The 22,163-nt window shown below is 56.5% G+C and carries 16 protein-coding genes; 14 read left to right on the top strand and 2 right to left on the bottom strand.

The features are described from left to right. The first annotated feature begins 51 nt into the window (after window positions 1-51). The 12 genes from ABIE59_RS02950 to ABIE59_RS02895 all read left to right on the top strand — a co-directional run bounded on the left by ABIE59_RS02950 (window position 52) and on the right by ABIE59_RS02895 (window position 15,026). Window positions 52-1,200 carry a WD40/YVTN/BNR-like repeat-containing protein gene (locus ABIE59_RS02950; protein WP_354444081.1) on the top strand — a complete coding sequence of 383 codons (1,149 nt, stop codon included), beginning with the start codon at window positions 52-54 and terminating at the stop codon, window positions 1,198-1,200. A 46-nt stretch (window positions 1,201-1,246) separates the two neighbouring features. Then, the gene (locus ABIE59_RS02945) at window positions 1,247-3,631 is read left to right on the top strand and encodes an efflux RND transporter permease subunit (RefSeq protein ID WP_354444079.1); all 2,385 of its coding nucleotides are present in this window, start codon (window positions 1,247-1,249) and stop codon (window positions 3,629-3,631) included. 184 nt (window positions 3,632-3,815) lie between these two features. Then, window positions 3,816-4,799 carry a TAXI family TRAP transporter solute-binding subunit gene (locus ABIE59_RS02940; protein WP_354444077.1) on the top strand — a complete coding sequence of 328 codons (984 nt, stop codon included), beginning with the start codon at window positions 3,816-3,818 and terminating at the stop codon, window positions 4,797-4,799. Window positions 4,800-4,880: 81 nt separating this feature from the next. Further along, window positions 4,881-7,481, top strand: coding sequence for a TRAP transporter permease (locus ABIE59_RS02935; protein ID WP_354444075.1), 2,601 nt, complete (start codon window positions 4,881-4,883; stop codon window positions 7,479-7,481). A 153-nt stretch (window positions 7,482-7,634) separates the two neighbouring features. Then, entirely contained in the window at window positions 7,635-9,560 is a 1,926-nt protein-coding gene (gene thrS / locus ABIE59_RS02930) for a threonine--tRNA ligase (RefSeq protein WP_354444073.1), read from the top strand. Then, window positions 9,557-10,102, top strand: a complete 546-nt coding sequence (gene infC / locus ABIE59_RS02925; RefSeq protein WP_072677721.1) for a translation initiation factor IF-3 — start codon at window positions 9,557-9,559, stop codon at window positions 10,100-10,102. Before thrS ends, infC begins: the two co-directional genes overlap by 4 nt. A gap of 94 nt (window positions 10,103-10,196) precedes the next feature. After that, window positions 10,197-10,388, top strand: coding sequence for a 50S ribosomal protein L35 (gene rpmI / locus ABIE59_RS02920; protein WP_007151842.1), 192 nt, complete (start codon window positions 10,197-10,199; stop codon window positions 10,386-10,388). A 50-nt stretch (window positions 10,389-10,438) separates the two neighbouring features. Further along, window positions 10,439-10,792, top strand: coding sequence for a 50S ribosomal protein L20 (gene rplT, locus ABIE59_RS02915; RefSeq protein WP_022989373.1), 354 nt, complete (start codon window positions 10,439-10,441; stop codon window positions 10,790-10,792). Between the two features lie 138 nt (window positions 10,793-10,930). Further along, a complete protein-coding gene (gene pheS, locus ABIE59_RS02910) occupies window positions 10,931-11,929 on the top strand; it encodes a phenylalanine--tRNA ligase subunit alpha (RefSeq protein ID WP_354444069.1) in 999 nt (332 codons plus the stop codon). A 72-nt stretch (window positions 11,930-12,001) separates the two neighbouring features. Further along, window positions 12,002-14,374: a phenylalanine--tRNA ligase subunit beta gene (gene pheT, locus ABIE59_RS02905; protein ID WP_354444067.1), complete on the top strand. Its 2,373-nt coding sequence runs from the start codon at window positions 12,002-12,004 to the stop codon at window positions 14,372-14,374. Window positions 14,375-14,377: 3 nt separating this feature from the next. After that, window positions 14,378-14,680 carry an integration host factor subunit alpha gene (ihfA, locus tag ABIE59_RS02900; protein ID WP_044386556.1) on the top strand — a complete coding sequence of 101 codons (303 nt, stop codon included), beginning with the start codon at window positions 14,378-14,380 and terminating at the stop codon, window positions 14,678-14,680. Continuing rightward, window positions 14,661-15,026 carry a MerR family transcriptional regulator gene (locus ABIE59_RS02895; protein WP_058093133.1) on the top strand — a complete coding sequence of 122 codons (366 nt, stop codon included), beginning with the start codon at window positions 14,661-14,663 and terminating at the stop codon, window positions 15,024-15,026. The genes ihfA and ABIE59_RS02895 overlap by 20 nt, the downstream gene beginning before the upstream one ends. Window positions 15,027-15,119: 93 nt before the next feature. Here ABIE59_RS02895 and ABIE59_RS02890 read toward each other — a convergent pair whose 3' ends face one another. Beyond that, a complete protein-coding gene (locus ABIE59_RS02890; RefSeq protein ID WP_354444064.1) occupies window positions 15,120-16,286 on the bottom strand; it encodes a glycerate kinase in 1,167 nt (388 codons plus the stop codon). Between the two features lie 11 nt (window positions 16,287-16,297). Further along, a complete protein-coding gene (locus ABIE59_RS02885) occupies window positions 16,298-16,750 on the bottom strand; it encodes an Lrp/AsnC ligand binding domain-containing protein (RefSeq protein WP_354444062.1) in 453 nt (150 codons plus the stop codon). Window positions 16,751-16,950: 200 nt separating this feature from the next. On the opposite strand from ABIE59_RS02885, the gene putA reads away from it, so the two are divergent. Together putA and ABIE59_RS02875 are read left to right on the top strand one after the other, a co-directional pair. Beyond that, window positions 16,951-20,580, top strand: coding sequence for a bifunctional proline dehydrogenase/L-glutamate gamma-semialdehyde dehydrogenase PutA (gene putA, locus ABIE59_RS02880; RefSeq protein ID WP_354444060.1), 3,630 nt, complete (start codon window positions 16,951-16,953; stop codon window positions 20,578-20,580). A 345-nt stretch (window positions 20,581-20,925) separates the two neighbouring features. After that, on the top strand, window positions 20,926-22,116 hold the full coding sequence (locus ABIE59_RS02875) for an MFS transporter (RefSeq protein WP_354444058.1): 1,191 nt from the start codon (window positions 20,926-20,928) through the stop codon (window positions 22,114-22,116). Window positions 22,117-22,163: the final 47 nt, after the last annotated feature.

Below are 22,163 nucleotides of genomic sequence, written 5' to 3'. Positions count from 1 at the left end.
CGAGGCTCAGGGATAACGCAACAAGATACAATCAACGTAAAGGCAATTTGAATGGCTAATAGGTTCATATGCGAGACACTGGGGTCTGCCTGTGTGGGGTTCTCCATGGTACTGGCAGCCCCCGCGGCATTTGCGGTGCCAGATATTCTTGAAACTCCCGCCCGCCCGACACTGCTGGCACCGGAATCGTTGCTGAATGACGCAACGCGTGCCGGTGAGCGGATTGTTGCCGTTGGTGAACGTGGGCACGTGATCTTCTCGGATGATGAGGGGCAAACCTGGGTGCAGGGAGCTGTGCCTGTGTCACTGACACTCAACGCTGTGGATTTTGGCACCGAACAGCACGGCTGGGCTGTGGGTCATAGCGGCGTGGTTTTGCACTCATCGGATGGTGGCGAGAACTGGACACTGCAGCTGGATGGCAATCAGGCCTCAGCTCTGGCTATCGAGAGCAAGCAGTCTCAAATTGCCGAGCTGGAAGAGCAAATCGAACAGGCTGAAGACGATGAGAAGGCGGACCTGGAATGGGCGCTTGACGACCTGTTCTTTACCCTTGAAAACATGCAGGCAGATCAGGATGTCGGGCCGGTTAACCCGTTCCTTGATGTCTGGTTTGAGGACGATAGTCACGGCTTTGTAGTAGGCGCCTACGGCATGATCCTCAGAACTCAGGATGGTGGTGATACCTGGCAGGATTGGGCGCCTAATCTGGACAACCCTCAGAACTTTCACCTTAACAGCATCACCCAGGTCACCGGTGGTGGGCTTGTGGCGGTGGGGGAGTCTGGCCAGATCCACGTGTCTGTAGACGGTGGCGATACCTGGGAGCGTCGCGAAAGCCCTTATGAAGGTTCGTTGTTCGGAGTCATGGGAACCGGCCAGGTCAATGAAGTGTTGACGTTTGGTCTGCGGGGTAACACCTTCCGTTCGACCGATCTTGGTCGCAGCTGGACGGTTGTGCCGAACGAAGGCGGTGCAACGATCAACAACGGTGCGGTTGCAGATGATGGCCGGATCACCCTGGTGGGCAATGGCGGTGCCGTGCTCATGAGCAGCAATGGCGGTGAGAGCTTCCGGGTCTATTTTCGTAACGACCGGGAAGGTGTGATGGCCGTTGTTCCTCTGAAAGGAACCAATCTTCTTCTCGTTGGCGAGGGCGGTGTGAAGTTCACCGACGCTCGTGGCCGGGACCTGAATTAACGCCCTGGTGTGGCATCAACAGATTAATGGATAGAGGGGCTTTTTAATGTCTAACCCGATGCACGACAGGGGTGAACATTACCTGACAACGCCAAAGGCGGAGCCGTTTCTCGAACGGCTGATTTTCAATAACCGGGCACCGATCCTGGTTGCGTTCTTCATTCTGACGCTGTTCCTTGGCTATAACGCTGTCAAGATCCAGCCAGACGCCAGCTTCGAGCGGATGATTCCGCTCGAGCATCCTTACATCGTCAACATGCTCGAACATCGTAACGATCTGGAGAACCTCGGTAACTTTGTCCGGATTGCGGTTGCCGTAAAAGAAGGCGATATCTTCACCGCCGAGTACATGGAAACCCTGCAGCAGATCACGGACGAAGTGTTCTACCTGAACGGGGTGGACCGCTCGGGTCTCAAGTCATTGTGGACCTCCAACGTTCGGTGGGTAGAGGTAACGGAACAGGGCTTCCAGGGCGGCACCGTTATTCCTGACGGATACGACGGTTCCCGTGAAAGTCTGGAGCAGTTGCGCCAGAACATTCTGCGCTCCAATGAAGTAGGGCGCCTGATTTCCGACAACTTCCGTTCTACCATCGTTTACGCTCCACTTTACGAGAAGAATCCGGAAACCGGAGAAGCGCTGGATTACGGCGAGTTCTCGCGCCAGTTGGAAGAAAAAATTAGAGACAAGTACCAGGCGCAGAATCCGAACATCAATATCCACATCGTCGGTTTTGCCAAGAAAGTGGGTGACCTGATTGAAGGTATTGCCTCTATTGCCTGGTTCGCCGGTATTACCATTGTGCTGACTACGTTGTTGCTGTTCTGGTACTCCCGTTGTATCGCAGGCACCCTGGTGCCGGTGTTTACGTCGATCATCGCGGTGTTCTGGCAGCTCGGTACTCTCAGGCTGTTAGGCTACGGGCTGGACCCATATTCCGTGCTGGTCCCCTTCCTGGTCTTTGCGATCGGTATCAGTCACGGCGTGCAGATCGTTAACGCCATGGCGGTTGAAGCCGGTAAAGGCTTTGACGCCATTACCTCTGCCAGGCTCGCGTTCCGGGCGTTGTACATTCCCGGTATGCTGGCCCTGATTTCCGATGCCTTCGGCTTCCTGACCCTGGTGTTCATTGAAATCGACGTAATCCGTGATCTGGCCATTGCAGCCGGTCTGGGCGTGGCGTTCGTGATCATCACCAACCTGGTGCTTCACGTACTCATCATGTCTTACATTGGTATCTCCAGGGGTGGTGTCCGTCATGTGCAGAATCATGGGGAAAAACAGGATCGCAAATGGCGGGTCATGTCGTATTTCTCCCATCCAGGTGTTGCGCCGATTTCCCTGCTGATTGCGGTGATTGGTCTTGGTCTGGGTCTTTACTACAAGCAGGACCTGAAGGTTGGTGACCTTGACGAGGGAGCGCCGGAGCTACGCCCGGATTCCCGTTACAACAAGGATAACTCCTTCATCATCAACAACTACTCCACCAGTGCTGACGTTCTGGTGGTGATGGTGAAAACGCAGGAAGAGCAGTGCACCCAGTACAACGTGCTGCGTGCGATGGATCGCCTCCAGTGGGAGCTGCAGAACACCCCGGGCGTGCAGAGCTCTGCCTCCCTGGCGGATGTTTCCAAGATGGTGACCAAGGCCCTGAACGAGGGTAGCTGGAAGTGGTATGAGATTTCCCGTAACCAGACCATCATCAACGCTTCCATTCGTGAGGCCCCGGCGGGCCTGATCAACACCACCTGTGATCTGACGCCGGTGTTGGTGTTCCTTGAAGACCACAAGGCGGAAACCCTGCAGACCGTTGTTGACCGTGTCGAGGAGTTTGCCGATAACTTCAACAACAACGAGCACACTTTCCTGCTCGCGGCTGGTAACGCCGGTATTGAGGCCGCTACCAATGAAGTGATCGCCAATGCCAAGGACATCATGCTGCTGCTTGTCTATAGCGTGGTGAGCTTGCTGTGCTTCCTGACATTCCGGTCGATCCGCGCGGTGGCGTGTATCGTGATTCCGCTGGGCCTGACCTCCATCCTGTGTGAGGCAATCATGGCGGTCTCCGGTATCGGTATCAAGGTGGCGACTCTGCCGGTTATCGCGTTGGGTGTGGGTATCGGTGTCGACTATGGTATTTACATCTACAGCAAGCTTGAGAAGTTCCTGCTGGAGGGCAAGACACTCCAGGATGCCTATTACGAGACCCTCCGCTCCACCGGTAAGGCGGTTATCTTCACCGGTGTGACTCTGGGCCTTGGTGTGGTGACCTGGATCTTCTCGCCGATCAAGTTCCAGGCGGATATGGGCTTCCTGTTGTTCTTCATGTTCCTGTGGAACATGGTGGGCGCCATCTGGCTGCTGCCTGCATTGGCGCGCTTCCTGCTGCGTCCGGACAAAATGCTTGCCAAAGCAAGATCGGCGAAATGACCGCCTGAACCTCAAAAAAGCCCGCTCCTGCGGGCTTTTTTGTTGATGGGTCAGACGGTTAGCGAGCTAATGCATTCTTTATTTATGACCCGAAGTGGTCTATGTTCTTAAACGACCGGAATGTTTGCCCGGGCTATGGGTCGGGCAACTGACAATAAAGACCAAGAAAGAAGGATGAGCACACATGACACTAAAACTCAAAGCGTCCGCGTTTGCCATTGCTGCCGCAGTGAGCCTGGGGGCCGCATCGACAGCCGTTTCCGCCCAGGAACAGCGCTTCGTAACCATCGGTACAGGCGGTGTGACCGGTGTTTACTATCCTGCGGGTGGCGCCATCTGCCGGCTGGTGAACATGGATCGGAAAGCGCACGGCATTCGCTGCTCTGTTGAGAGCACCGGGGGCTCAGTGTATAACCTGAACGCCATTCGCGGTGGTGAGCTTGATCTGGCGGTTGCTCAGTCGGACTGGCAGTTCCACGCATATAATGGCACCAGTCAGTTTGAAGATGCTGGCAAGAACGAAAAACTGCGTTCGGTATTCTCGCTGCACCCGGAACCCTTCACTGTCGTGGCCAGCAAAGGTTCTGGCATAAAGACCTTTGAAGATCTTGAGGGCAAGCGCGTATCTGTAGGTAACCCGGGTTCAGGCCAGCGTGCAACCGCCGAGGTTCTGATGAACCAAATGGGCTGGGGTATGGACAAGTTCGCCCTGGCGGCGGAAATCAAGGCCGCGGAGCAGTCTCAGGCCTTGTGTGACGGCAACATCGATGCGTTTTTCTACACCGTTGGCCACCCGTCCGGCGCCATCAAGGAGGCGACCACTTCCTGCGATAGTGTCCTGGTGAACGTGGACAATGCCGCCAGCAAGAAGCTGATCGACGACAACCCCTACTACCGGAAAGCCGTTATTCCTGGTGGTATGTATCGCGGGTCTGATCAAGACGTAACCACCTTCGGTGTGGCAGCGACCTTTGTGTCATCAACCGATGTCGCAGACGACGTGGTTTATGAAGTGGTCAAGGCGGTCTTTGAGAACTTTGACAGCTTCAAGCGCCTGCACCCTGCGTTTGGCAACCTGAAGAAGGAAGAGATGGTCTCTGACGCCCTGAGTGCGCCTCTGCACCCGGGTGCTGCCAAATACTATCGTGAGGCTGGCCTGATCGACTGATCCGGCCCGCCGCCGGCAAGGCGGGCGTCCGGCCCGCTTTGCTGATTCCAGTCAGGTTATTTCCCATCACAGGTACATTCTATGGCGAAGAACGACCCCGGTGCCGGGGCGGGCGTTGATGCCGCCAAGGTCGATCAGCTGTTGCAGACAGAAACCGGAGGCAGGGCGCTTACCGGACCGGCATCTGTCATCCTGTTTATCGTGCCGCTTTGCTGGTCCTTGTTTCAGCTCTGGATTGCATCGCCGCTGCCGTTTATCCTGAACGTCGGCATTTTCAATTCAACGGAAGCCCGCTCCATCCATCTCGCATTTGCGGTTTTCCTGGCTTTTTCAGCATTCCCCATGATCAAGGGAGTGCATGCCAATAAAGTTCCGGTCTATGACTGGGTGTTGGCGCTTGCGGCGGCTTTTTCCGCCTCTTACCTCTTTGTATTCTATAACGAACTTGCTACCCGGCCGGGCGCGCCGATTACCGTGGATCTTTGGGTTGCGCTTGGCGGCCTCGTGCTGCTTCTGGAAGCGACGCGTCGGGCCTTGGGGTTGCCGCTGACCATTGTTGCCGCGGTTTTTATCACCTATTCCCTGGCCGGCCCCTACATGCCGGACGTCATCGCCCACAAAGGGGTCAGCCTCAATAAGCTGGCGTCTCATCAATGGCTGGGCACCGAGGGTGTTTTCGGGGTGGCGCTAGGTGTATCCACCAGCTTTGTGTTTCTTTTCGTGCTTTTTGGTGCGTTGCTTGAACGTGCCGGAGCAGGCAATTACTTCATCAAGGTGGCCTACGCCATGCTTGGCCACATGCGCGGTGGCCCGGCGAAGGCTGCGGTTGTGTCCAGTGGTTTGAGCGGTGTTATTTCCGGCTCATCGATTGCCAATGTGGTCACCACGGGTACGTTTACGATTCCGCTGATGAAGCGTGTTGGTTTTCCGGCTACCAAAGCCGGCGCTGTTGAGGTTGCCGCCTCCACCAACGGACAGCTCACACCGCCGATCATGGGCGCTGCTGCGTTTTTGATGGTTGAGTATGTGGGCATTTCCTACCTGGAGGTTATCAAGCATGCCATCCTACCGGCACTGATTTCCTACGTGGCTTTGATCTACATTGTTCATCTTGAGGCCTGCAAGCTGAAGATGGAGGGTATGGAACGGCCGAACCGTCCATCTCTGGCCCAGCGCATGCTGAACTGGGTTGTGATCCTGATTGGTCTGATCGTGCTCACCTTTGCAGTCTATTACGGCGTTGGCTGGACCAAGGATGTCCTGGGCGAAGCGGCCCCTTGGGTGCTTGGCCCTCTCCTGATTGCCGTATATGTGGGGCTGGTCGGCTATGCCACCCGATACCCAGAGCTTGAGGCCGATGACCCAAATCAGGAAATGGGAGCACTGCCGGAAGTCGGCCCGACGGTAAAAACCGGGCTGTACTACTTGTTACCGGTGGTGGTATTGGTGTGGTGTCTGACCGTTGAACGCTTCTCCCCGCAGCTGTCGGCATTCTGGGCAACCCTGTTCATGATCTTTATCGTGATCACTCAACGCCCGCTGAAAACGCTGTTCCGCAGCCGTGGCCAGGTGCTCCGTGAGTTTGCCGGCGGATTTATGGATCTGGTGCACTCATTGGCCACCGGCGCTCGTAACATGGTGGGCATTGGCGTTGCCACGGCCACGGCCGGCATCGTGGTTGGTACCGTAACCCTCACCGGTATCGGGCTGGTAATGACAGAGTTTGTGGAGTTCCTCTCCGGGGGGAACCTGCTGCTGATGCTCATCTTCACCGCGGTGATAAGCCTTATACTCGGTATGGGCTTGCCCACCACGGCAAATTACATCGTGGTATCGACGCTGATGGCCCCGGTAATTGTCACCCTGGGGGCCCAGAATGGTTTGCTGGTGCCGCTCATTGCGGTTCATCTGTTTGTGTTCTATTTCGGGATACTCGCGGACGACACGCCACCCGTGGGTCTGGCCGCCTATGCGGCGGCGGCTATCTCGGGCGCAGACCCCATTCGCACGGGTATTCAGGGTTTTACCTACGATATCCGCACCGCCATCTTGCCGTTCATGTTTATCTTTAACACCCAGCTGTTGCTGATCGGCCTGACCGGGTGGGTGGACTTACTGATTACAGTGGCCAGCGCGGTAACGGCAATGCTCGTCTTCTCCGCCGCAACACAGGGTTTCTGGTTTACTCGCAGCTACAAGTGGGAAAGCCTGCTGTTGCTGTTGATCACCTTTACCCTTTTCCGGCCCGGGTTCTGGTGGGGCATGATTTACCCGCCCTACGAAGAGCGGCAGGGCAGTGCGATCATGGAATACGTAGAGGTGGTTCCGGTTGATGACACCACGGTATTCCGGGTATCGGGCATGGGGTTCGATGGCAGCGATGTGACCACCTATGTTCAGCTCGACCTTCCGGCCGGCGATTCGGCCGAGGAACGGCTGTCAGCCGTGGGGCTGGATGTGACCGACCAGGGTGATGTGCTGGCAGTGAACTTTGTTGACTTTGGCAGTGCTGCAGAAGACGCAGGCATCGAGTTTGGCTGGAACATTGAAGCGGTCCAGGCAAAACTTGATCGCCCGCCCCGGGAGTTGATGTTTATTCCCGCGCTGTTGTTGCTGGGCTTGGTTGCGTTCGGTCAGCTCAAGCGGAAGGCCCGTGAGGAGGCTTCGCCCCAAGGCGCCTGACACCGCAAAGCAGGCTTGGTAGAAACCCGGCGTTGCTGCCGGGTTTTTTTCTGTTAGACTCGCCCTCAAACCGGCCCGTGGTTTGTATCACGGAGCCGGCCAACATGTGATCTTTGGTATAGATCACCGCTGAGAGACCATCAGGAGAGAATCATGCCCGTCGTTACCCTGCCGGATGGCAGTCATCGCAGTTTTGCCGAACCCGTTACCGTTCATGATGTGGCCGCCGATATTGGTGCAGGCCTTGCCAAGGCCGCCCTGGCCGGAAAAGTGAATGGCAAGCTCGTGGATACCAGTCATCTGATCGAAAACGATGTAGAGCTGGCTATCGTAACCGAGCGCGATGAAGACGGTGTAGACGTGATTCGTCACTCAACCGCTCACCTGATGGCCATGGCGGTACAAGATCTGTTCCCCGGCGCCCAGGTGACCATCGGGCCGGTGATCGAGAACGGTTTCTACTACGACTTTAAATACGAGCGCCCGTTTACCAACGAAGACCTGGCCCGTATCGAAAAACGTATGGAAGAGCTGGCTAAGCAGGACCTGCCGGTCTCACGCTCGGTCATGTCGAGGGATGAAGCGGTCAAGCTGTTCGAAAAGATGGGCGAGGAATACAAGGTCCGTATCATCGAGGATATCCCCGGTGAAGAAGATCTTTCGTTCTACAGTCAGGGTGATTTCATTGATCTTTGCCGTGGCCCTCATGTGCCCAGTACCGGCAAGCTGAAGGCGTTCAAACTCACCAAGGTGGCGGGTGCCTACTGGCGCGGTGATACCAGCAATGAACAATTGCAGCGTATCTACGGCACTGCCTGGGGTAACAAGAAAGACCTGAAAACCTATCTGCATCGCCTGGAAGAGGCCGAAAAGCGGGATCACCGAAAGATTGGCAAGAAGCTGGGCCTGTTCCACATGCAGGAAGAAGCTCCCGGCATGGTGTTCTGGCATCCGGATGGCTGGTCCCTGTACCAGGAAGTTGAGCAGTACATGCGGGCCAAGCAGCACCAGCATGGCTACAAGGAAATCAAAACACCGCAGGTGGTGTCCCGCACGCTCTGGGAGAAGTCTGGGCACTGGGACAAGTTCAAGGATGGCATGTTCACCACCGAGTCCGAGAAGCACGATTACGCCATCAAGCCCATGAACTGCCCGTGCCACGTCCAGGTGTTCAATCAGGGGCTGAAAAGCTACAAGGATCTTCCTCTGCGCCTGGCAGAATTCGGCTCATGCCATCGTAATGAGGCCTCCGGTGCTCTTCATGGCCTGATGCGGGTGCGTGGATTCACTCAGGATGATGCCCACATCTTCTGTGAAGAAGACGCCATCCAGGAAGAAGTGTCGGCGTTCATGAAAATGCTGCACGAAGTTTACGAGGACTTCGGTTTCACCGAGATTCTGTACAAATTGTCCACTCGCCCTGAGAAGCGCGTAGGTTCGGACGAGGTCTGGGATAAGGCGGAAGCTGCCCTTGAAGAAGCCCTGAACCGCGAGGGGGTTGATTGGGAATTGTTGCCGGGTGAGGGTGCCTTCTATGGTCCCAAAATTGAGTATTCCTTGAAGGACTGTCTCGGCCGGGTGTGGCAGTGTGGTACCATTCAGGTCGATTTCTCAATGCCGGGCCGCCTGGGTGCCCAATATGTGGCCGATAATTCCGAACGGAAAACGCCGGTTATGCTGCATCGGGCGGTTCTCGGGTCTTTTGAGCGGTTTATCGGTATACTGATCGAAGAATACGAAGGTGCATTCCCCACGTGGCTGGCTCCGACACAGGTTGCGGTGCTGAATATTACCGATAACCAGCGTGATTATTGTCAGAATCTGGCCAAAAAGTGGGATTCTTTGGGCTATCGGGTTAATGCTGACTTGAGAAACGAGAAGATCGGCTTTAAAATCCGCGAGCATACTCTTAACAAGGTTCCCTACCTGATCGTTGTTGGCGATAAAGAAATCGAGAACAACGCCGTTGCAGTAAGAACTCGCAAAGGCGAAGATCTGGGCACCATGTCTGTCGACGAGTTTGAACAGCTGCTTGCAGCCGACGTCGACCGAAAAGGCAGAAACAAAACGGAGATCTGATTATTAAACAGCGAACGAATCGGGGTGGGCGTACTCCAAAAGCGCCTATCAATGAAAACATTGACGCAACTGAAGTCCGTCTGATTGATGCCGAAGGCAATCAGGTCGGGATAGTACCCATCGAGGACGCGATCCGCATGGCGGAAGAAGCCACCCTTGATCTGGTGCAGGTTACGGATTCCGATCCGATCGTCTGTAAGATAATGGACTACGGCAAGAAAATTTTTGAAGAGAAAAAGGCCAAGGCGGCTGCCAAGAAAAAGCAGAAGCAGACGCAGGTCAAAGAGCTGAAGTTCCGACCAGGAACGGAAGAAGGGGATTATCAGGTCAAACTACGCAACCTGGTACGTTTCCTTGAGAACGGGGACCGCGGCAAGATCACAATTCGGTTCCGTGGCCGTGAGATGGCACACCAGGAAATTGGTATGAAGCTCATGGCCCGGATTGAGGCCGACGTTGAAGAACTCGCAACGGTTGAGATGCGGCCGAAAATGGAAGGCCGGCAGATGACCATGATTGTGGCTCCCCGCAAGAAGAAGTGAACCTGATCCCAGCACGGGTCCCCCGCAGCGGCGGGGGATTTGTCGTTCAGGGGCACAGTTGTTTTTATTCATAATAGAATGCGGAGTTTTAAAAATGCCGAAGATGAAAACCAAAAGCGGAGCTACCAAGCGGTTCAAGAAGACCGCCACCGGCTTCAAGCACAAGCAGTCCTTCACCAGTCACATCCTGACCAAGAAGAGCCCGAAGCGTAAGCGTCAGCTGCGCGGCACCAAGCTCATCGCCAAGTCGGATGTTGCATCTATCAAGCGCATGACCGCGTGCTGATCCAGCCGCGCGAAACGTTCCTTAGAAAGTAAAGGTAGAAGGATTAAAGTATGGCTCGTGTAAAGCGTGGCGTGGTAGCACGTCGTCGTCACAAGAAGATTCTCAAGCAGGCCAAGGGTTACTACGGCGCTCGTAGTCGTGTATTCCGCGTTGCCAAGCAGGCGGTTATCAAAGCTGGTCAGTACGCCTACCGTGACCGTCGCAACCGTAAGCGCGCATTCCGCGCTCTGTGGATTGCCCGTATCAACGCTGGCGCCCGTGCAAACGGCCTGTCGTACAGCCGTCTGATCGCTGGTCTGAAGAAGGCGAATGTTGAAATCGATCGTAAGGTTCTGGCTGATCTGGCCATGAACGAGCAGCAGGCGTTTGCCGCTGTGGTTGAGAAGGCCAAAGCATCCCTGTGATCGCTTAAGCTCTTTCATCGATTACTGATCGATCCGGGTGCTTCATGTCATCGTGAATGCGCCCTCTGATAGGGGAAGGGCACGCTCTTCCCCTATTTTTGTTTTAACCTACCCCATTTCTGGTTTGGAGCAGGGTCAATGGAAAACCTGGAGCAACTGGTTCAGGACGGGTTGAACGCGGTAGAAAACGCGAACGACCTTCAGGCACTTGATCAAATTCGCGTGGAATACCTCGGCAAGAAGGGGGTGATCACCCAGCAAGCGAAAACCCTGGGTAAACTCTCTGCAGAGGAACGCCCAGCCGCCGGCCAGAAGATTAATGAAGCCAAGGGAAAGGTTGAGCAAGCGATTAATGCGCGCCGGGCGGATCTTGAGAAAGCCGGCATTGAGGCAAAGCTGGCCGGCGAATCCATTGACGTGACCTTGCCCGGCCGTGGTCAGGATCTGGGCGGACTGCATCCGGTGACCCGCACCCTTCAGCGTATCGAAGAAATTTTTGCCCGCGCAGGTTACAGCGTGGAGCAGGGGCCTGAAATCGAAGATGACTACCATAACTTCGAAGCCCTGAATATTCCTGGCCACCATCCCGCCCGCGCCATGCACGATACCTTCTATTTCAATCCCGGTACTCTGCTGCGCACCCATACCTCACCGGTGCAGATCCGCACCATGGAGGCCGGCAAGCCGCCATTTCGCATGATCTGCCCGGGCCGCGTGTACCGCTGTGATTCGGATATGACTCACACCCCCATGTTCCACCAGGTAGAGGGGTTGCTGGTTGAGAAGAACGTCAGCTTTGCGGATCTGAAAAGCACGGTGGAAGAATTCCTGCGGGTGTTCTTCGAGCGTGATCTGAAAGTACGTTTTCGTCCGTCGTATTTCCCGTTCACCGAGCCCTCTGCGGAGGTGGATATCGAGTGGGGCCGGGAAGCAGACGGCAGCATCAAGTGGCTGGAAGTGATGGGCTGCGGCATGGTGCACCCGAAAGTGTTCGAGCATTGCGGTATTGATGCCGAAGAATATCGTGGCTTTGCCTTTGGTCTGGGCGTTGAACGCCTGGCCATGCTCCGCTACGGCGTGAAAGATCTGCGCATGTTCTTCGAAAACGACCTGCGTTTCCTGCGTCAGTTCCGTTAGGCCCAAGGGCAGGGCGACGTACGCAGAGTTCAGAATCAACCGCATAAACCGCATCAGGACAAGGCAAGAACGATGAAATTCAGTGAACAGTGGCTGCGCGAGTGGGTTAATCCGAACCTTGGATCCCAGGAATTGATGGATCAGATCACCATGGCCGGGCTGGAAGTGGATGGCTTTGAGCCGGTGGCCGGGGAGTTCAGTGGTGTGGTGGTTGGTGAGGTGATTTCCGCCGAACCCCACCCGGATGCTGACAAGCTGCGTGTGTGTCAGGTGAGTGACGGCACCAATACCGTTCAGGTGGTTTGTGGTGCTCCCAATGTGCGTGCAGGCCTGAAAGTGCCGTTTGCGGTGGTTGGTGCGGTGTTGCCCGGTAACTTCAAAATCAAGAAGGCCAAGCTGCGTGGCCAGCCTTCCGAAGGCATGCTCTGCTCTGAATCCGAACTGGCACTGTCTGAAAATCACGATGGCCTTATGGAATTGCCTGCCGATGCGCCGGCTGGTCAGGATGTGGCGGATTACCTGAAGCTCAATGACATCGCCATTGATGTTGACCTCACTCCGAACCGCAGTGATTGTTTGTCGATCAAGGGGTTGGCCCGGGAAGTGGGTGTTCTGAACAGCCTGCTGGTAGAGGCACCGGAGCTTGTCCCGGTGGAAGCGGTGCATTCGGAAGTGCCGGATATCCGCGTAGAGGCGCCAGAAGGTTGCCCCCGTTACCTGGGCCGTGTTCTGCGTAACGTAAACCTGCAGGCGGAAACACCCCTGTGGATGCAGGAAAAGCTGCGCCGCTCCGGTATCCGGTCCATTGATGCCGCAGTGGATGTTACCAACTACGTCATGCTGGAACTTGGCCAGCCGATGCACGCCTTCGACCGAGACGAGATCAGTGGCGGTATCATTGTGCGTATGGCCAGGTCCGGCGAAAAGCTGGTGCTGCTGGATGGTCAGGAAGTTGAACTGACTCCGGAGACGCTCCTGATTGCCGATCACCAGAAGCCGATCGCCATTGCCGGCGTTATGGGTGGGGAACACTCCGGGGTAAGCCCGAAAACCCGGGATCTGGTGTTGGAATCGGCATATTTTGACCCGATTACCCTGGCGGGCAAGGCCCGCGAGTATGGCCTGCACACGGATGCCTCCCACCGTTTCGAGCGTGGTGTTGACTATCAGTTGGCTCGAGATGCCATGGAGCGGGCAACCCACCTGTTGATGGAGATCGTGGGTGGTGAGCCTGGTGAAATTGTTGAAGTGGCCAGTCAGGAACATCTGCCCAAGGCCCGAGTCATCGATCTTCGGGAAAAGCGTCTGGCCGACGTGCTGGGCCTGGCTATTGACCGAACCACCGTTGAAGAGATTCTGTCTCGCCTTGGGCTGCATATCGACAAGCTACTGAAGGATGGCTGGCGCGTCAGTGTTCCCAGCTTCCGCCCGGACATCTCCATCGAAGAAGACCTGATCGAGGAAGTCGGTCGCATTTTCGGTTACAACAACCTGCCGGTGACCGAGCCCCGCGGTTCCCTTGGCCTGCGGGCGAGGGAAGAGGCGGTGCGGCCGTTGTCGGCTATTCGAAACTTCTTTGTGGCGCAGGGCTACCAGGAAGCGGTCACGTACAGTTTTGTTGATCCGAAAGTACAGCAACTGATTGATCCGGAGCGCGAAGGGATTGCCCTGGCCAATCCGATATCCGCAGATCTCTCGGTCATGCGTACCACGCTGTGGAGTGGGCTGTTGAAGACTGTGGTGCACAACCAGAATCGCCAGCAGCCCCGTATCCGCCTGTTTGAAACGGGCCTCCGGTTTCAGCAAAACGATGGCGAGATCGTCCAGCAGCCGATGTTGGCCGGTGTCGTGGTGGGTAATCAGACGCCGGAAAACTGGGTAAACGGTCGCAGAACTGCCGACTTCTTTGATGTAAAAGGGGAGTTAGAGGGTCTGTTCCGGGTACTGGGCATCGATATTCAGTTTATTGCCAGCCAGCATCCGGCTCTGCATCCGGGCCAGACCGCCGAATTACTGCGGGATGGTGAGCATGTGGGCTGGCTGGGAACGCTGCATCCACAAGTTCAGAAAAATCTTGAACTTAATGGCACGATCCTCATGTTTGAGCTATTCTTGAATTCGATCGTGACTGGATATGTGCCTAATTTCAAAGATATTTCAAAATTTCCGGAAGTTCGGCGGGATTTGGCTATCATTATCGGAAGCGATGTGGCGTTCGCCCAGGTTGAGCATGTGGCCCGGAAGCATGCCGGCGAACACCTCACGGCGTTGCGTGTGTTTGATGTCTATGAAGGCGAAAGCCTGGGTGAGGGTAACCGCAGCCTGGCGCTCAGCCTGTTCTGGCAGCATCCCGAACGCACGCTCAATGAAGATGAAGTGCATTCGCTCTTCAACGGCGTTATTGATGCCTTGAAGGAAGAGTTGGGGGCAACACTGAGGAGTTGACAGATGGCGGCTTTGACGAAAGCGGATATGGCAGAGCGCTTGTATGAAGAGTTGGGTCTTAACAAGCGTGAAGCCAAGGAAATGGTAGAAGCTTTCTTCGACGAAATCAGAGGCGCACTCAGCCACAACGAGCAGGTGAAGTTGTCAGGCTTTGGCAACTTCGATCTCAGGGACAAGAAGCAGCGGCCGGGACGGAACCCGAAAACAGGTGAAGAAATTCCCATCAGTGCACGACGCGTAGTTACGTTTCGACCAGGTCAGAAACTGAAGCAGAAAGTAGAAGCGTATGCTGGAACCGAGTCATAACAACGAGCTCCCCGCCATTCCGGGGAAGCGATACTTCACAATTGGTGAAGTGGCAGATCTGTGTGCTGTAAAAGCGCATGTATTGCGCTATTGGGAACAGGAGTTTCCCCAGTTGTCACCGGTCAAGCGCCGGGGTAATCGCCGTTATTACCAGCGTGCGGATGTGATCACTATCCGCCAGATTCGCAGCCTGCTTTACGATCAGGGCTACACCATCGGTGGTGCCAAACAGAAGCTGAGCAGCTCGGAAGTCAAAGACGACACTTCCCAGTACAAGCAACTGATCCGGCAGATGATCACCGAATTGGAAGAAGTGTTGGATGTGCTGAATTCCCCGGCTCGCTGAAAGCTGCGGGCGGCGCACCGGAAGTGCTCGCTGGAAGGCCGAAGTGGTACGCCCACTTCGGCCTTTGTGCTTTCTGGCGGACGCTTTTACGCTTTACCGGAGGGGCACAGACACAGCGTGCACCAGTCGAGCAAGTTGCTCGGCGGCCTGAGCCAGATTCTTTTCTGCCTGTTGGTAGGCGTCCTGTAACCGTATTGGGGCAGGTGTAATCGAAAATGCAGCAGACAGGCCAAGGTCGTGCAGTTTACTCAAGTCATCACCAAGTTTACCGGCTAGTCCAATCACCGGCACGCCGTGTTGTTTTGCCAGAGCGGCAACGCCCGCCGGGGTCTTTCCGTAAGCGCTTTGCGCATCAATGGCTCCCTCGGCGGTGATCACCAGATCAGCCTGTTTCAGATGGCTCTCCAGTGCCACAGCTTCCATCACAAGCTCAATACCTGGCCTTAGTTTAGCGCCGAGGATGCCCGCAACCACCCCGCCAATTCCGCCTGCTGCGCCGCTACCAGGGAAACTTGAGATATCGAAGCCCTGCTGTTCAACCAATCGGGCAAAATTCGCCAGGTTGTTATCCAGCTCAGTCACCTGCTCTGGCGTGGCCCCCTTCTGGGGACCAAACACCGCCGCCGCGCCATTGGGGCCGAGTAAGGGGTTGTTTACGTCGCAGGCAACCACCAACTCTGTTCCTGAAAATCGCTCAATGGCGGGCGCCAAGTCCACACTGGACAATTTCGCCAGACCCAAGCCACCGGGTGAGACAGGGTTGCCTTTCTTGTCCAGCAGCCTGGCCCCAAGGGCCCGTAGTATGCCGGCAGCGCCATCAGTGGTGGCGCTGCCGCCCAGTCCCATAATCAGGGTTCTTGGCCTGTGTGCCAACGCCGCCAAAATCAGTTCACCGGTGCCCCGGCTGTCGGATCGCATCGCATCGCGGGCTTCTGAGGGAACGCAATGCAGCCCGCTGCCCTCCGCCACCTCCACGATCGCCATCGCACCATCATTCACCAGCCCGAAGTGAGCGGTAACGGGCTCTCCGAGAGGGCCAGTAACCTGAACGGCATGCAACTGCCCGTTTAGCGCTTTGGTGAGTGCGACAGTGGTTCCTTCACCGCCATCCGCCAAAGGAACCTGTATCACCTGGTCGGACGGCGCAGCTTTGTTCCAGCCCCGTGCAATTGCGCGGGCCACCTGGTCGGCGCTCAGGCATTCCTTGAAGGAATCGGGGGCGATGACAACGTTGAGGGTGGACGGTCTGTGGGTGGTCATGGTAACGCTCCTCAGAGACCCCGGTCTTTGACACTTTCCATGACCACGAAGGTGCTGGTCTGGAGAACATGGGGCAAGCTGGAAATCTGTTCACCAAGCACCTGTCGGTATTCCGCCATGTTCCTGGTTCGTATTTTAAGAAGATAGTCGAAGTTCGCGGCCATCATATGGCATTGCTCCACTGCAGAGATCTGCCTGACGGCTCCGTTGAACGCAGCTAGCGCCTTACTACTGGTGTCATTCAGAGTGACCTGGGCAAAGGCCACGTGAGACAGGCCCAGTTTGGTCTGGTTTACCATCGCGCTGTAGCCAGTAATGTAACCCTGTTCCTCCAGTCGCCGCATCCTGATCTGGCAAGGGGTTTTGGAAAGCCCGACCCGGGAGGCGAGATCCGTTACCGTGATACGACCATTCTTCTGGAGTTCACGAATGATTGAAAGGTCAATTCTGTCGAGATCTGCCATGACTGCTATCCTTCAAGATAAAGGCCATTATCTTCTCTTCGGGTCAAAATGCCTGATTTCAAAGAAAATTGAGGAAATAAGCATTTTCCTGTGATCGAGAAAAGGAAAAAGGTAAACCAAAGTCTATCTGAATAGGTAAATAGTATATACGGGCTTCGCTAGAATGCGGACAGTATTCCAATAAACAGGAGGGTGCCCCTATGAGTCCACAGCAATCCGTGATGCCAGAGCTCCGAGAGATCCGCAAAGCGATTCGGAATAATTACCTGGCGAACGAATATGACGTTATTCATCGATTGATTGCTGAGGCCCAGCTCTCGGATGGAACACGGGCGGCAATCTCTGCCCGGGCAGCGGAGCTTGTGCGCAGTGTACGCAGTAGCGCTCGCCCGACCATCATGGAAAAGTTTCTCGCTGAATATGGCTTGACCACTAAAGAGGGTGTGGCGCTGATGTGTCTCGCTGAGGCCCTTCTGCGAGTACCGGATAACCTGACCATTCATGACCTCATCGAAGACAAGATTACCTCCGGCAACTGGGGCGCACACGTAGGCAAAGCCAAGTCTGGCATGATCAATTCAGCAACTCTTGCTCTGCTGATGACCAGCAATCTTCTGAAAGATTCGGAGCGCCAGAGTGTCGGTGAAACCCTGCGCAAACTGGTCAAGCGCCTTGGCGAGCCGGTGGTTCGAACCGTGGCGGGGCAGGCCATGAAAGAAATGGGCCGACAGTTCGTGCTGGGCCGGGATATCGAAGAAGCCCAGGATCGTGGCAAGGCCCAGGAAGCAAGAGGCTACACCTATTCCTATGACATGCTGGGTGAGGCTGCCCGTACCGATGCCGACGCCCAGCGTTACTACCAGGCGTACTCCGATGCTATCGACAGCATCAGCAAGCGCTGCGAAGGTGATGTGCGCACCAATCCGGGTATTTCGGTAAAGCTGTCCGCACTGCTGGCCCGCTATGAGTACGGTAACAAAGAGCGGGTGATGAATGAGTTGATGCCCCGGGCCCTGAAACTGGCCCAGAAGGCCGCAGCGGCCAATATGGGGTTCAATATTGACGCGGAAGAGCAGGACAGGCTCGACCTGTCCCTGGATGTGATTGAAGCGATTCTGTCGGAACCGTCACTGAAAGGCTGGGATGGTTTTGGCGTGGTGGTCCAGGCCTTTGCCAAGCGGGCGTCCCAGACGCTGGATTGGCTCTATGCACTGTCTGAGAAACTGGACCGCCGGATCATGGTGCGGCTGGTGAAGGGTGCCTATTGGGATGCTGAAATTAAACGGGCCCAGGTGATGGGGTTGTCAGACTTCCCGGTGTTTACCCGCAAGGCCTGCAGCGATGTGTCGTATTTGGCGTGTTCCAAGCAGTTGCTGGGCATGACAGACCGGATTTACCCCCAGTTTGCCACCCACAACGCCCATTCCGTATCTGCGGTGCTGGAGTTGGCAAAAGGCCTGGGTCGCGACAAGTTTGAGTTCCAGCGGCTACACGGCATGGGTGAATCCCTGCACGACCAGGTGCTTGAAGACAGCGGTGTACCTTGCCGGATCTATGCTCCGGTTGGTGCCCACAAAGATCTGCTGGCGTACCTGGTGCGCCGCCTGCTTGAGAACGGTGCCAACAGTTCTTTCGTGAACCAGATTGTGGACACCAGTATCACTCCGGAAGAGATTGCCAAAGACCCGATTGATGTGGTGAAGACTCTGGGGCACAACCTGTCCAGCAAGGCGATTGTGCATCCGTCCAAGCTCTTTGGCGAGCAACGCCGTAACTCGAAGGGCTGGGACATCACCGATCCCGTGACCGTTGAGGAAATCGACGAAGGCCGCAACCGTTACAAGAGCCATCAATGGCAGGGTGGTCCTGTGCTGGCCGTTGCGCCTTCCAGTGATGAGGTGGTTGAGGTGCGCAACCCGGCCAACCCGGATGATCTGGTCGGCCACATTACCTATGCCTCCGAGGCGGACGTGTCTGCTGCCCTGGATGCTGCCCGGGACGGGTTCAAGCAATGGTCTGCACTGTCTGCGGAAGATCGCGCAGAGATGATCCGCAAGGTGGGTGACCTGTATGAAGAGAATGTGCACGAGCTCTTTGCCCTGACCACCCGGGAAGCCGGTAAATCCCTGCTGGACGCAGTGGCGGAGATTCGTGAGGCGGTCGACTTCGCGATGTTCTACGCCAACGAAGGTGTCCGTTACAAAGACGCGGGCGAGGCCCTTGGCGTGGTTTGTTGTATTTCCCCCTGGAACTTCCCGCTGGCCATCTTTACTGGCCAGATCCTGGCGAACCTGGCGGCAGGCAATGCGGTTGTCGCCAAGCCGGCGGAGCAGACCTCACTGCTGGCGGTACGGGCGGTTGAGCTGATGCACCAGGCGGGCATTCCCAAGGCAGCTATCCAGTTGCTGCCGGGCACCGGCGCCACTGTGGGTGCTGGCCTGACCTCCGACGCCAGGGTGAATGGCGTTTGCTTCACCGGTTCCACCATGACTGCTCAGCGCATCAATAAAGCCATGACCGAACACATGGAGCCGGACGCGCCGCTGGTGGCGGAAACCGGTGGCCTGAATGCCATGATTGTGGATTCCACCGCGTTGCCCGAGCAAGTGGTTCGGGACGTTCTGGCGTCGTCATTCCAGAGTGCCGGCCAGCGCTGTTCTGCCTTGCGTATGTTGTACGTGCAGAAAGACATCGCCGACAACCTGCTGGAAATGCTCTATGGCGCCATGGAAGAGCTGGGCATTGGCGACCCCTGGTTGCTCTCTACCGACGTCGGCCCGGTGATCGATGAGAATGCCCGCAAGAAAATCAACGATCATTGCCAGAAGTTCGAGCAGAAGGGCAAGCTGCTGAAGAAGATCAAGGTGCCCGAGAAAGGCCTGTTTGTTTCTCCGGCGGTGCTGCAGGTGAGTGGCATTGAGGAACTGGAAGAGGAGATCTTTGGTCCGGTTCTGCATGTGGCCACGTTTGAAGCCAAAGACATCGACAAGGTTGTGGATGCGGTGAACGCCAAGGGTTACGGCCTGACCTTCGGCATTCACAGCCGGGTAGACAACCGCATTGAGCATATTGCCAGCCGCATCAAGGTGGGCAACACCTACGTTAACCGGAACCAGATCGGTGCCATCGTCGGGTCCCAGCCCTTTGGTGGTGAAGGTTTGTCTGGCACCGGTCCGAAGGCTGGTGGCCCGCAGTACGTGCGGCGCTTCCTGAGAGCAGAGGTTGCCCACAAACCGTCTGAGTCCAGCAACAAGGTGCTCGGGGCGGACAAGGTACAAAAGCTGATCGACAAGCTGGAAAAGGTCGAAGTGCCGGCTGCAGAGCGACGTAAAGACGCCCTGCGCCCCTGGTTCAAGACCGTGCCGGCGCCGTTGGATCTTGGCCATGAAGAAATGCCCGGACCAACCGGCGAGCAAAACCACCTGTCCTGCCATGCCCGTGGCACCATTCTGTGCCTGGGACCGGATGCGGAGTCTGCGGTAGAGCAGGCTGGCACGGCGTTGTCACAGGGCAACAAGGTGGTTGTGATTGCACCTGGTGCCGAAAAGGCCCTGGCGGATGCGATTAAGGCCGGCCTGCCGGTGCTGGCCGCCGACGGCGTGATTGACCCGGATGCGCTGACTCAGCTTGAGGGCTATGCCGCGATTACCAGCGTGGCCGAAAAGCCGCTGCTGAAACAATATCGCCAGGCCCTGGCCCGGCGTGATGGTGCGTTGCTGCCCATCATCACCGAGCACAACCTGGATCAGCGCTACGTGATCGAACGGCATCTGTGCATAGACACCACCGCCGCCGGTGGCAACGCCAGCCTCATAGCCTCCGCCGAGTAGAGGCGGTCAGGGTCTGTCCCAAGGGTCTGTCCCCGTATGGGGACTGACCCCCTTTTACCTCGGTCGATCTCCCAACCCCGATACCTGGTGCGCTTGGGGTCAGTCCCCGTTCGGGGACAGACCCCGTAGCTAAAGGGTCTGTCCCCGCATGGGGACTGACCCACTTTTACATCGGTCCATCTCCCAACCCGATACTTGGTGCGTTTGGGGTCAGTCCCCATTCGGGGACAGACCCCGTAGCCAGACCCCATAGCCAGACCCCATAGCCAGACCCCATAGCCAGCTCCCCATTCCCAAGCTACCATACCCACTCCCCAGTTCACGTCACCCATTACCGGAACCCCATTGAACACGCCCGCACCAAAAGAGACCACCGAAGCCGAATCCACCCAAACCTTCTTCGCCGTGTGCCTGTCACTGACGCTCTGCTTTGTTGTGTACTCCATGCTGATCGTCGTGGTACCGGTCTACGGCCTGCAGCTGGGCGCTTCTCCCTTGGTGCTTGGTGCGGTCCTGAGTGCCCAGTATTTGTTACCTCTGGCCCTGGCCATTCCGCTGGGCGGGGTGGTTAGCCGTTTCGGTGGTCGGGCCACTCTGATAACAGGTGCCGGCCTGATGGTGGCGGGGCTTCTGGCCATGCATCTCTGGCCTGGTTTTGGCGGGTTGGTCCTGGGGCAGCTTTTGGTTGGCCTGGCGCACCTGCAGATGGTGCTGGCGGCACAAACGATCATCGCCAATCTCGGAACCGGCCCGCGGCTTGAGAAATACTTTGGTTGGTATTCCACCTGGCTCTCCGGTGGGCAGGTGATCGGCCCACTGCTGGCAGGACTGTTGCTGAACGCCAGCGGAACCGCCTACGTGTTTTTGGTGATGGCGGCGTTTGCGCTGGTAGCCGGCCTGGTTGGTTTGTGGTTGACCGGTCAGGCCACTGAACGCATTCAGGTTACTCGAAAGCAGGCAGGATTCCGGGCCCAGTGGGCTTTAATGCAATCCAATCGCGGCGTACAGCTGTCGGTTCTGGTGACGGTATTGGGCATGTTTGCCCTCGGTGTTTACGGCAGTTACCTTCCGGTTTATCTGGAGAGCCTTGCAATCAGCCCGGTGATCATCGGGGTACTGGTGAGCCTCAGGGCGGGGGTGTCCATGGTGATTCGTCCGTTCATGGCGTCGATCATCCAACTCGCCGGCGGCCGTGTGAATACGGTGTTTTTGTCCCTGGTCACTGTGTCTGCGGGGATCGCGCTTCTGGGGGCAACGGAGCAGGTTGTCGTTATGGGATTGCTCGCGGTGCTGGTCGGTATTGGCTCAGGGCTTACCCAGCCTTTGTCCATGGTTATTCTTGCGGAGTCGGTTGACCGCGCCAAGCGCTCCGGTGCGCTGGGAATGCGACTGATGGCCAACCGCGCCATCCACTTTCTGGCACCGCTGATGTTTGGCCTTCTGCTGGAGTTGGGCGGTTTCACCCTGGCGTTCGGCGCCTCCGGTGTTGCCATCGCCGCCGCGCTACCCATAGGGCGAAAGCTGTTCAAGCCGTAATCCATTGCAAATTGAACTTCGGTACTCGGGTGGTTAACATTCAGCCT

Origin of the sequence: Marinobacter sp. MBR-99 (assembly GCF_040547575.1) — a bacterium.
Classification (GTDB): Bacteria; Pseudomonadota; Gammaproteobacteria; order Pseudomonadales; family Oleiphilaceae; genus Marinobacter.
The sequence above is the reverse complement of the archived record's forward strand: the minus strand, read 5'-3'. Positions and strand labels throughout refer to the sequence as shown.